At 36.6% G+C, this 12553-nt stretch carries 9 protein-coding genes; 7 read left to right on the top strand and 2 right to left on the bottom strand.

The genetic code is table 11. The features are described from left to right. Positions 1-157 precede the first annotated feature (157 nt). The 4 genes from LACWKB10_RS03410 (at position 158) to LACWKB10_RS03395 (ending at position 6768) form a co-directional block, all read left to right on the top strand. Entirely contained in the window at positions 158-745 is a 588-nt protein-coding gene (locus LACWKB10_RS03410; RefSeq protein ID WP_034978786.1) for a TetR/AcrR family transcriptional regulator, read from the top strand. Next, the gene (locus LACWKB10_RS03405; RefSeq protein ID WP_034978784.1) at positions 738-3770 is read left to right on the top strand and encodes an MMPL family transporter; all 3033 of its coding nucleotides are present in this window, start codon (positions 738-740) and stop codon (positions 3768-3770) included. Before LACWKB10_RS03410 ends, LACWKB10_RS03405 begins: the two co-directional genes overlap by 8 nt. Before the next feature lie 323 nt (positions 3771-4093). Continuing rightward, positions 4094-5653 carry an ATP-binding cassette domain-containing protein gene (locus LACWKB10_RS03400; protein ID WP_034978782.1) on the top strand — a complete coding sequence of 520 codons (1560 nt, stop codon included), beginning with the start codon at positions 4094-4096 and terminating at the stop codon, positions 5651-5653. A 95-nt stretch (positions 5654-5748) separates the two neighbouring features. Continuing rightward, positions 5749-6768 carry a zinc ribbon domain-containing protein gene (locus tag LACWKB10_RS03395; protein WP_034978780.1) on the top strand — a complete coding sequence of 340 codons (1020 nt, stop codon included), beginning with the start codon at positions 5749-5751 and terminating at the stop codon, positions 6766-6768. A gap of 81 nt (positions 6769-6849) precedes the next feature. On the opposite strand, the gene LACWKB10_RS03390 is transcribed toward LACWKB10_RS03395, so the two are convergent. Together LACWKB10_RS03390 and LACWKB10_RS03385 are read right to left on the bottom strand one after the other, a co-directional pair. Further along, the gene (locus tag LACWKB10_RS03390) at positions 6850-8226 is read right to left on the bottom strand and encodes an NAD-dependent succinate-semialdehyde dehydrogenase (RefSeq protein WP_034978778.1); all 1377 of its coding nucleotides are present in this window, start codon (positions 8224-8226) and stop codon (positions 6850-6852) included. Between the two features lie 123 nt (positions 8227-8349). Further along, complete coding sequence (locus LACWKB10_RS03385) at positions 8350-9132, bottom strand: alpha/beta hydrolase (RefSeq protein ID WP_034978776.1); 783 nt, start codon at positions 9130-9132, stop codon at positions 8350-8352. A 196-nt stretch (positions 9133-9328) separates the two neighbouring features. On the opposite strand from LACWKB10_RS03385, the gene LACWKB10_RS03380 reads away from it, so the two are divergent. The 3 genes from LACWKB10_RS03380 to serS all read left to right on the top strand — a co-directional run bounded on the left by LACWKB10_RS03380 (position 9329) and on the right by serS (position 12103). After that, a complete protein-coding gene (locus tag LACWKB10_RS03380) occupies positions 9329-9934 on the top strand; it encodes a TVP38/TMEM64 family protein (RefSeq protein ID WP_034978773.1) in 606 nt (201 codons plus the stop codon). Further along, positions 9934-10464 (top strand): GNAT family N-acetyltransferase, encoded by a 531-nt coding sequence (locus LACWKB10_RS03375; RefSeq protein WP_034978771.1) that lies wholly within the window; start codon positions 9934-9936, stop codon positions 10462-10464. The genes LACWKB10_RS03380 and LACWKB10_RS03375 overlap by 1 nt, the downstream gene beginning before the upstream one ends. 331 nt (positions 10465-10795) lie before the next feature. Further along, complete coding sequence (serS, locus tag LACWKB10_RS03370; RefSeq protein ID WP_034978769.1) at positions 10796-12103, top strand: serine--tRNA ligase; 1308 nt, start codon at positions 10796-10798, stop codon at positions 12101-12103. Positions 12104-12553 lie beyond the last annotated feature (450 nt).

Genomic DNA, 12553 nt, shown 5'->3' with positions numbered 1-12553 from the left:
TTTGACGTATACTTTACCAAATCTTAAATTTTTGGCCCTAATAAAATCCATGTTTTAGGGCTTTTTTATTAATATAAAATAATTTACAGCATGTAGATTGTATTCTTCATGTTGTAGTGATATATTATTCAGTATGCTGTCAGAAGGAGGGGTGAAATTGGTTAGAAAAAGAAACCTTGATTTGGATAAGGTGATTGCGAAGGCGACGGAGCTGATTGGACGAAAGGGACTTTCCGCGACCACTCTGCCGAACCTAGCAAAAGAGTTAGGCGTTCGTTCACAGTCACTTTACCATTATGTTTCAGGTCGAAAGCAATTGTTGTCGCTTGTCGGTGCAAGCAGAATTAAAATTTTAGGTAAAAAATTAGTTGATAATTTGATCGGAATTTCGGGTGAAGAGGCTTTACTTAAATTTGCGGATATTGTCCGTAACTTTATTTTGGACGATCCTGCATTAATTAGTATTCTCTACCATCTGAACGAATACCAAAAAGACGATGCTATTACTCAGGAAATTTTAAAGATAATAGCTTTGGCTGATAAACTAAATTTGAAAAGTGACAGCACGGTTTCGCTCCATTCCTTAATTGGGGCAGTACTAGGATACGTTTTTTTAGATGTATCTGATTCTTTTAAAGAAGAAACTAGTGAAGAGGCTGACCAAGGTTATCATGAATTAATTATTCAATTGGTTCAGCCTAAGAAATTATTGCAAAAAAATAGAAAGGAAAATCAGAGTGCATAAACTAGTAAAAAATCATATTTTCTCGTTAATTGCATGGATTTTAATTTTAATCATTTCTGTTGTGGCTTTGCCGGACGTTACAGGGTTAACCCGTGAGCACTCAAATATTTCCTTACCGTCTGACGTTCAAAGTGAAGTTGCAAAATCAATCCAAAATGATTGGGGTCCTAAACAAAAAAATACCTATCAGATTGCAGTGGTCTTTAATAAGCAAAAAGGCAAACTGACTTCTGATGATAAGAATGCCATTAATGAAACTATTGACAGATTGAAAAATGATCAGGATCAATACGGCATTAAAATGATTTTAGGCCCAGATGATAATATTGCTACTAAGAAAAAGCTGCAGTCAAAGGATAATACAACCTGGATAATGCAGTTGAATGTGGCTAAAAAGCACGGACCGGTTAATGATGTTGAGTCTGAGTTGAATAAAGCAGTCAAAACTGCCGGCATCAGAACTTACGTTACTGGTGCTGATGTTTTACAAAATGCTTTCTCAAATGCTATTCAAGAGGGAATTAAGAAAACAGAAGTAATTACCGTTATCTTTATTTTCATCGTGTTAGTGATTGTCTTCAGGTCACCAATTGTGCCCCTGATTTCATTGCTGACTGTAGGGGTTTCCTTTATTACATCGTTTGCGATTGTTACTAACTTAGTTAAATACCAGAACTTCCCGTTTTCTAACTTTACACAAGTCTTTATGATTATCGTGTTGTTTGGTATCGGAACAGACTATAACATCCTCTTGTATGACAAGTTCAAAGAAGACCTCGGTAAAGGAATGAATCGCTATGAGGCGATGAATAGTGCTTTAAAAGTCGCTGGTAAAACCATTCTGTATTCCGGTTCTTCAATATTAATTGGATTTTCGGCACTAAGTTTAGCTAACTTTTCAATTTATCGCTCAGCAGTTGGTGTTGCTGTCGGCGTAGCTGTTTTATTAATAGTGCTGCTGACACTCAATCCTTTCTTCATGGCTGTTTTGGGAGAAAAAATGTTCTGGCCAGTGAAGAAGTTTACCGGTGAGCATGAAGATAAATTATGGCATGGTATTTCCAAAGCGACACTTGCTCACCCAATTATTTACTTAATTGTATTAGCTGTGGTTGTGCTTCCTTTTGGTCTTATGTATACTGGTCACTTGAATTATGATGACACTGATGAGATTGATAATAGTGCTTCAGCTAAAGCAGGGATGCTCGTTGTCGAAGATCACTTTTCAAAAGGGATGGCTGAACCTTCAACACTTTATATTAAGAGTAACCATAAACTTGATAATGAAGCAGATTTGCGGTTAATTGATCAATTAACCAGACAACTCCAGGCATCTGGAGATGTGGCTTTTGTCACTTCTGTAACTCAGCCTTATGGTGAAAGCATTGATCAGCTTTACGTCAATAACCAGTTAAATACTGTCAACCAAGGTGTTGATCAAGCACGTGCAGGTTTAGGTAAATTGAGTAAGGCAAGCAAAAAAGTTACTGCGGGTGCAAGTCAGTTGGCTGATGGAACAAGCCAGTTGCAAAATGGTACTAGTCAACTCCAAGATGGCGCAAGCAAATTGCAAGCTGGTACTGGTAAGCTGCAAAATGGTGCCAGCCGTTTGCAAAATGGTACTGGTCAACTACAAGGTGGTGCAAGTCGTCTGCAGAGCGGAACCCAGCAAATGACCAGTGGCCTTAACCAGTTGAATTCTCAATTGGCAAGTGGCAGTGCTGGTATCGCAAATGCGCAGAAAAATACTAAGGCTGCTTTAGAAAAGAGCTATAAAGCTAACCTATCAAAGAGTATTAATAGTATACCCGGTTTAACTCAGCAACAGAAGTTGGCTGCCATGCAAGCTGCTGGTGCTGCTTTAGAAAAATCATGGGCAGAAGCCTCTGCTTCAATGCCAGATGTATCTGGCCAAATGGGTCAGCTTCAATCTGGTGTCGGCAGATTGACTACTGCTTCTGGTCAATTAAATAGTGGTGCTTCTACTCTAAATGGCGGCATTGGTCAACTTAATTCCAGTGCAGGTCAATTAAGCTCAGGTATTGGTCAAGTTAATTCCAGTACTGGTCAATTAAGCTCAGGCATTGGCCAATTGAATTCCAGTGTTGGTCAGCTAAATACTGGGGCAGGGAAATTGGCTTCAAGTACACCTAAGATTACCAATGGGGTAGATGAAGTTAATAGTGGACTTGGTCAAGGTGCAGCTTATCTTAATGGTTTAGCTAGTTCCTCAGCCGCAGATACTTTCTATATTCCGAAGGAATTTATTAAAAACGATACTTTCCAAACCTCAATTAAAAATTACCTGAGTCCTGATAAGAAGTCAGCAATGCTTATGATTGTCTTTAAGTCAAATCCAAGTAGTCTTAAAGCAACCAAGAAGGCGCAGGATCTGAGTTTGATGGCTAAGAAGTCCTTAGCAGGAACCAGGCTCAAAAAGGCTACAGTAGCAATGGGCGGAGAGAGTTCTAACATTGCTGACATCAAAGATATTGCCAACAGAGACTTTATTAGAACTGCTGCCATAATGTTGATTGGTATTGGAATTGCCCTCATTTTTGTAACTCGTTCACTTTTACAACCAGTTTATATCTTGGGTACTCTTTTGATTGCCTACTTCTGTTCATTATCAATTACAGAATGGGTAGTAAAAGCTGCATTAGGCAAATCTATGCTGACCTGGAACACACCGTTCTTTGGCTTCATCATGTTAATTGCCCTGGGCGTTGACTACAGTATCTTCTTAATGACCCGCTATCGTGAACTTGAAGACGGTAAGCCAAGTCAAAGAATGCTCAAAGCCTGTGGCATTATCGGCACAGTTGTAGTTTCAGCTGCTATCATTTTAGGTGGTACTTTCGCTGCGCTAATCCCTTCAGGGATTCCAACTCTGATTGAAGTGGCCTTGGCAGTGATTATTGGACTGATAATCTTGGTCTTTATTATGCCAATCACTTTGTCTGCTGCTGTCAAGTTGACCTATGAAGGTGTCCATTGGCACAAGAATAAGCGTGCTAAAAATTAATTGAACTTAATTAAAAGGTTGAAATTCTCATTTAGAGAGTTTCAGCTTTTTTGTTAGTGAAATATGTTTTCTGACAGGTTTACAAAATTTGATTTATTATAGTATAATATTTTTAATTAAATTTTAAGTAGAAAGTAAGGAATACTGGAATGTCAAGACAAGTAAATAATCAGTAAGCTCTCGTTAAAGTTTTAAATAATTAACCACTTTTTTAATTTTGAACCTAACGTAGAGCGCATCACTTTAGCAGATAGAGTAATTTTTGCAATTCAATGAATTGCAGCTTATTTAGTGTATTATGTGTACACGTTGAGGTTTTATAAGTGGAATTAATTAAAATAGATTATTTACAAATTGGCGTGGCAGCTTCTAAACTGCTGACTGTCTCAAATTTGAGCATCAATGCTGGGCAAAAAATTGGCTTAATTGGCAACAATGGTGCCGGTAAAACAACTTTAATGCAAATACTTGCTCAAGAAAAATTAACAGATTCATTTACTATTAAAGGTACGGTTGCCAGCAATTGTAATTTTGCTTATGTTTCACAATTGCTTGATGCTGGGGATAAGAGCGGTGGACAAAGGGAAAAATTGGCTCTCAATAATGCCGTTACCCAATTAAAAAATATGCCTAACGGTTTGCTGCTTTTGGACGAACCCACTTCTAATTTGGATATTACCCAGCAACAATGGTTAATAAAGTTAATAAGTAAAAGCAAAATTGCCTGTTTAATTATTAGTCATGACCAGAATTTTTTGAACAAAGTTTGTGATTCAATCTGGTATATTCAAAATAAAGAAGTACACAATTTCTCAGGGACTTATGAAGAGTTTCGCAGCTTTAGCGAAGATCAGCGAAAACGGGCAGAAACGACTTATGAGCAAAAGAAAAAGCACCTTGATCAGTTAAAGAGAAGTTATAATCTGCATTTTAATAAGGCCAGAACTTTCTCTCACAACAAAAAGGGACTTTCTTCATCTGATTGGCGGTCAAAGTCAATGGGAAAACAAAAAACTGTAAATAATGTTATAAGAGCAAGTAAGAATCTTGCTAACCGCATCAATAAGGAAAAAGCAGAAATAAAGAAGCCACAAATGCATCATGCGATTACCTTAAAAAATGGCAACAATGCAATAACTGATTTATCGATTTCTCCTAAAAGCAAGGCATTAAGGCTGGAGAAACAGCAGGTTAATGCATATGGTCAAGAGTTGTTTAGCATTACTCAGGAAGCAAATCTTACTTATAGCTCAAAAGTAGTTTTAACTGGGCAAAACGGTGTTGGCAAGACTGTTTTTCTGAAAAAAATCAAGAATAGACAGTTAACCGGTTTTTATAATTCTAAATTGAAAATAGGTTATTTTAACCAGAATATTATTACTAGCCAAACTGATAAAACCCTGCTAGATTCTCTTTTTGCTACCAGTATATTTGATGATAGTTCGACTATGCAGGTTTTAGGTGATCTACATTTACGTCAATACGGACAGCATAAAATAAGTGATCTTAGTGGTGGGCAGCTCGTGTGTTTCAACTTAGCTAAGATACTTACAGGTCAATATAATTTATTGCTGCTGGATGAACCGACTAACTTTTTAGATATTGCATCGGTTAATGCCTTAGCCGAATTTGTCACTGCTTATCCCTTTGCCATGATTCTCGTATCGCACGATCGGGCATTTATCAAGCAACTTGAAGCTGTAAAATGGCAAATTAAGGACAGATGCTTAATAACTTCCGCATCCCAAAAGAAAAGGTCTAGAAAAAGCAATGATAATGAATTAGAATTGCTCAAGTTCAAGCTTGATCAATTAATGCTTGATTCCCAGACTTCAATTTCTGAAATAAAGCGGGTTAAGGAGCAAATTCAAAATTTACAATAAAAAGCTGTATTAAAATAGTGATAAAGAGTTTTCCTTATCGCTATTTTTGTTTTATGATTAAGCTATTAATAATTATTGATTAAAGGAAGTTTCTTATGACTACTTGTCCAAACTGTGGCCGTCCCATTAACGATGCGGATGTTACCTGTCCTAACTGCCATTTTGATTTACAAAAATACCGTGAGACCTTTTTCACTGACCAACATCAAAAGGCAAACTATGAAGATGAAGAAGCCGGTAAAAAAATAGCCAGTCGCAAGGTATACCGGCAAGAATTTTATCCGAAAAAGCAAAATTCGGTTATCGAGCGAATGCTGCAATGGATTCATGTTAATAGTATGATTGTTTTTCTATTGGGAATTGCTTTACTAATTCTCATGAGTTTTTCCCGCAGCTTTGGTTGGATTTGCTTTTTTGCATTGCTTGTCTGGCTTTACATTGTTTGCAGTCGTCAAGAAAAAATTGATCGTTATACCGTGGATGAGCGCTTAACACAAAAAATTAATCAATTGGGTTCTAACATGTTCAATGATGTGGCTGAATCGAAAGAAAAAGTTAAATCGAAAAGCAGATTAGCCCAGAAGGGTATAAAATATAAAGAAAATGTTCAGGTAAAGAAGCATTTTACCTATGTGCAGCTTCTAGTTGTTTTGGTGGCAGTAATAAACCTGATAGTTTTATTTACTGGATCTGGTGCATCTGTTTTAGACATGACTTACGGGCAAAAAATGTCAATTACCAGGGTTGTCTTCGGACTTGCTGGCAGACTTTTTTCTTCAAATGCCACACTGCTTTCAGGTGTCTTACTTTGCGTAATATGGTTAATAATTGTTTTGATTCCGCTATTTATCATTTATCACACGTTGAGAGATACTAAAAAAAGCAGGTTGATCGCATTTTTACTTTCTTTGATTGAAACTATTTTTCTAATTTACATTATTTATAGAATGTCTAATAGTACACTGTCTAATCATGGTATTTTACACAGCATTACCAGTCAACTGCTTTTATACGCAGTTTCAATTGGCGCTTCAACTTATTTCTTAATTTTAGCTAGCGTGATGACGACTGGACTGACAGGGTATAATTTATTTCGTCACCGGCAAAAGCAATAATAAAAATAAAAAGCTGATAGATCAACGTTCTTATTTAGTGACGCAGTTTATCAGCTTTTTAATTTATATCTTAAAGATAAGTTATTTGGTTGGCATTGAAATTACTAAGTGCTGGTTTACGAATGCCATCAAACCTAAATCACTAAGTTCACGGCCATAGCCAGACTTCTTGATACCACCGAATGGTAATTCACCGGAACTAATCCATGTGCCGTTGATTACGCTCATACCAGTTTCAATTTGTGCAGCTACATTTTGAGCACGTTTAATGTTGGAACTGATAACAGAGGAACCCAAACCATAACTAGAATCGTTTGCTAAAGCAATAGCGGCGTCTTCATCTTCGACTTCGTAAACAGTAGCAACTGGACCAAAGAATTCCTGGTCAAATGCCGGATTATCACGATCAACATTGGTTAGAATAGTTGGACGGAAGAATGCACCATCTGAATCAATTTCAGGATATTGGTAGAAAATTTTTGCTCCTCCCACAAGGGCACTATCTAATTGTTTAGTTAGTTTTTCCTTTGCGTTCTGTGAATTCATTGGCGGCAAGGTAGTACTTGGGTCAAGTGGATCTCCAGGCTTCAAACTAGAAAAGACCTCTTTTAATTCATGCAATGTTTCTTCGTAGCGAGACTTAACAACAATAATGCGTTTGGAAGAAGTACATACCTGTCCGTCATTATAAGTTCTGGCTGAACTAAGCGCCTGCTTTAAGACTTCAGGATCAGCGTCATCAAGAATAATGAACGCATCATTACCACCAAGCTCCATAGTAGATTTCTTCAGGTTTTTACCAGCGTTTTCAGCAACTGAAGAACCACCGCGCTCTGAACCAGTCAATGCTACGCCCTGAATTCTAGGATCGGCAATCATTTGATCAAGTTGGTCATAGCTTGGATACATATTAATCAAACTTCCCTCAGGAGCACCTGCTTGTTTAATAATTTTAGCAATCAAAGCTGCAGAGCCTGGAACATTGTGGGCATGCTTCAAAATAATAGGATTACCAACAATAAAGTTTGGAGCAAATACCCTGATTACTTGATAAAGAGGAAAATTCCATGGCTCACAGGCCATGATTACGCCAGTTGCCTGCTTTAAGTAATATGCATCGCCTAATTTGGAATCAATTGGTTCTGGTTTTAACAATTCAGGACCTTTGTCGGCAAAGTAATCGCAAATAGATACACAAAGATCGACTTCACCTTCAGATTCTCCAATCATTTTACCCATCTCATGAGTCATGATTTCTGCCATTTCTTTTTTATGCTCGCGTAAACCGTCTGCAACTTTGTGTAATGTTGCTGTTCGGGTTTCAGGGCCTTCATTACGCCACTTGTGGTAAAGTGCATCAGTCAAGTTTAAAGCGTCTTCAATTTGTTCAGCTGTAGGATTGTCATAGCTGGCAAAAGTTTCATTAGTATATGGATTAATAGATTGATATTTAGCCATAATATTATCTCCTTAAATTTTAATCAGGATAGATTTTTCTCAAAATCAATATAAACCGTTTTCATTAATCATTATAGCACATATAGAATATTTTACTAATAATTAGTAAGTAAAAATAAAGATTTATTTTATTGCATTTAAAAGATAAGTTAATGATTCCTCTAAATACTGAGCAGCATAAGTCATTGCATGCCGATTACCCGCTATTAGTTTAAGGTCTACAGCGTGATTATTTTGAGCCAAAAAGTCAATAAAATTAAGTAAATATCTAATAGGTGCCAACTCGTCTGCAGAATTGATCATTAATAATTGTTGTAGATTGCTGTAATCATATGAATCTGCGTCAATCCTTTTTAACACCATTTCATCTTCAGAGCCTGCATATGCTAAAGTAAAATATTTATAAAAAGCGTTGTTAATATCATGTTGGTTTCTCAAGCCTAGTTCTTTGTGACCATCAACTGCAGGCGTGACGTTCTGGTGGTCTTTCATCCAAGCAGAATAACTGACAGGAGCAGACCATGTCACTGTTGGGAAACCATACTTGCCTGCAATATTTAGTGCCATGGTGCCACCACTGCTGGCACCAATTTGAGTAATGTCAACTTTTTTATTAATTACATAATCGCTTTGCATTAGCCATTTAACAAAGTTAATACTGTCTTGGTGTGCGGCTGGAAAAGTATGCTGTGGAGCAAGAGAATAGTTAGGTGCAAAAACAGTAAAACCTTTATCAGAAATTTTTTGACATAAGTCTTTAATACTGTTTTTATCTCCCCGAAACCAGCCACCACCATGCCAAAACAGCAATATTTTGTCACCAAAACCGACTTTGTCCGGCTTATAAATATCTGCTTTAAGTTTTCTTTGTTCATCATAAGTGACATCATTGATAATTTCTGCCATCCGATTTTCCTCCCAAAAATTGTATTTTTAATATCTATTATAATGTAATTAAAGGTCGGTTTTTGCTAAAAACCCAATTAGTTTTTACTTTAAGAAAAAATAATTAAAAAATTTTAATTATTATTATTTAATGACTTAAAAAGTAATCAGTATGCTTATTTTTTGGTAAAATTAGGCTTAACATTGGAGGTAAGCTATGCATCTGTCTGCTAAAGCTAGTCGAAGACTGATTAATATCTTGACCGTTGTCAGCGGGATAATTATCATTTTATTATGTATATATTGGTATAGATTGGGAATATTTACCAGTCAAGCCAAAATGAAAGCATATTTGGCTGACAAGAAAATAATCGGACCGATTATTTTTGTTTTGATTCAGATAATTCAGGTTGTTATTCCTATTATTCCTGGTGGCGTTTCACTTTTGGGTGGAGTTATTTTCTTTGGACCTGTAGCTGGTTTTATTTACAACTACGTGGGAATTTGTATTGGATCAATTATTGACTTCTTTTTAGCACGTTTTTACGGCAGACCTTTTATTCTTCATATTGTCTCTGAAAAAACTCTTGATAAATATATGAAGTGGACTAAAAACCAGCGGAAATTCAACTGGTTTTTTGCAATCTGCATTGTGGCTCCAATGGCACCCGATGATGTTTTATGTCTTTTGGCAGGTTTAACTGATATGAAGTTTTGGACCTATTTTTGGATTATCATATTGGGTAAACCCTGGACTATTGCAGCATACAGTTTTGCACTGGAATTTGGCATGGACTGGCTGCTTAGATTGACTGGTCATTAATGGACAGCCGAATTTATTTGCGTCCTTTTAAACTATCGGATGCACCTACTTTGCTAAAATGGGGACAAGACCAATATTATCGGCGTTTAGCTGGTTTCGAACATTATCACAATCTGGCGGAAGCTGAGGTTGCTGCAGGAAAGTATGCCGCAAGAAAGTATAGTTATGCAATTTGTCTTAAAAATACCCAGCAATTAATTGGCTTAGCTGAACTATATAATAGAGGGACAAGCGAAGAAGAATTATTACATACCAAGGAAATTGGTTTTTTACTTGATAAAAAATTTTCTGGTCAAGGTTATATGACTGAAGCCTTAAATTTACTTTTAAATTATGCATTTAAAAAGCTCAATCAATCTGAAATTTGGGCCGGAACTTTTAAAAATAATTTTCGCTCACAAAGTTTACTTACTCGACTTGGCTTTAAATACATTTATTCAGTTGATATGAGTATGGTAAGTACACTATTTCAATATCAGGAAGATTATTTTTTGCTGAAAAAGGCAGACTGGCTTAAAAGAGAAAAGTGATTTAAATTTGAGAAAATATTTTTTTAAAAATAATTATAAAAACATTAAATATTGTTTGCTAAAAAAAGCATAATAGCTTAAAATAATATCCAAACACGGAATCCTCAGACTGATTCAGAGAGTTCGCATCTTGGTGCAAGCGAATAGATGTCGTTTCCAGATTCCATTAATGTGGGTAATTAATAATTACACGGCACGCGGCATCGTTATCGCCGATTTAATGAAGTGCAGCTAAGTATTAGCTGAAACTGGGTGGTACCGCGAAGCCATGTATGAGCCAATTCGTCCCAATCTTGTGGGATGAGTTGGCTTTTTTTGTGGAGGTAAAAAGATGCTGGATATAAAGGTGATTCGCGAGAATCTTGACTGGGCCAAGGATAAGCTTGGCAGACGAGGCGTTAAGCCGGAAGAGCTTGATGAACTGGTTAAAATTGATGCCGATCGGCGTGAAGAATTGAATCGCAGTGAGCAGCTAAAAGCTGAACGCAATACAGTTTCAAAGAAAATTGCGGAAATTAAAAGAAACAAAGAAGATGCTTCTGCTGCAGTTCAAAAAATGCGTGAAGTAGGACAGGAAATTAAGGAACTTGATGATAAAGTTGCTGAATTGACTGAAAAGCAAGATTACATCTTGTTAAGACTGCCTAATTTCCCGGACGATTCTGATCCAATCGGACCTGATGAAAGCTATAATGAAGAAATTCGCAAGTGGCATGAACCAACTAAGTTAGCCTTTAAGCCTAAGGCACACTGGGATATTGGTACTGATCTTGATATTTTGGATTGGGACAGAGGAGCTAAAGTTTCTGGTGCTCGTTTTGTCTATTATAAAGGTGCTGGTGCTTTACTTGAGCGGGCTGTTTTTAACTTTTTCTTAGATGAAAACACTAAAGAAGGCTACACCGAAATAATTCCGCCATATTTAGTTAACGATGAATCAATGCAGGGCACTGGACAATTTCCTAAATTCCGGGAAGATGTGTACACCATTGTCGATAACGACAATCCTGACAAGCCTCGTGATTTAACTTTGATTCCTACTGCTGAAGTTCCGCTTGTTAACTATTTCCGTGACGAAATTATTCATTGCGATAAGCTGCCAATCAATGTAACTGCATTGTCCCCAGCATTTAGAAGTGAAGCTGGTTCGGCTGGTCGTGATACTCGCGGATTGATTAGAATGCATGAGTTTAGAAAAGTTGAAATGGTTAAAATTTGCAAGCAGGAAGATTCTTGGGATGAATTAGAGAAACTGACTCATAATGCTGAGCACTTGTTGCAAAAACTTGACTTGCCATATCATGTGGTAGCTTTGTCTACTGGGGATGCCAGCTTTACCAGTGCTAAAACTTATGATTTGGAAGTTTGGATGCCGGCTCAAGATAAGTATCGTGAAATTTCCAGTTGCTCAAATTGTACTGACTTTCAAGCTCGTCGTGCGCAAATTCGCTATCGTGATGATGATGGCAAACTGCATTTAGCTCATACTCTCAATGGCTCCGGATTAGCTGTCGGTAGAACTGTTGCCGCAATTTTAGAAAATTATCAAAATGAAGATGGAACAGTTACCGTACCAGAAGTTTTGGTTCCTTATATGAATGGAATGACAAAGATTACTAAGGAAGAAACTTTGATTTAATGAGTAGCACTTTGCTATGATTTCGCAGGTTGAATAAACTTGCGAAATTTTTTTATCTAAATTTTTGTTAATAGAAGTGTCAAAAATGACTAAATTACGAATAATTGCTTAATTGGTCTAGTCTAAAAATCAAAAAAATGGTCTGACAGGTATTAGTGAAAACTAATTTGAAATCAATTTTACTTAAATAACGAACAAAATGATTAATTTGACGAATGAATACAAAAAGAGTAAGGTATTACTTGTGTCTGAGCAAGTTATGACAAATAACAAGTTCAACATATATCGAGCAAAAGCAGTTGACAAAAGCGAGCTGTTTTAGTAAGATAATAAACGCTGTCAGGGAAGACGGCGAAAAGGTACCAGAAAAAAGTGCTTGACAAAAGGGACTGAATCTGGGAAAATAAAAAAGCTGTTTTAAAGAAGCAGCAGGTAGTACCTTGAAAACTG

Source organism: Lactobacillus sp. wkB10 (genome assembly GCF_000760615.1).
Taxonomy (GTDB): Bacteria; Bacillota; Bacilli; order Lactobacillales; family Lactobacillaceae; genus Lactobacillus; species Lactobacillus huangpiensis.
This window is presented reverse-complemented; position numbering and strand designations above follow the sequence as displayed.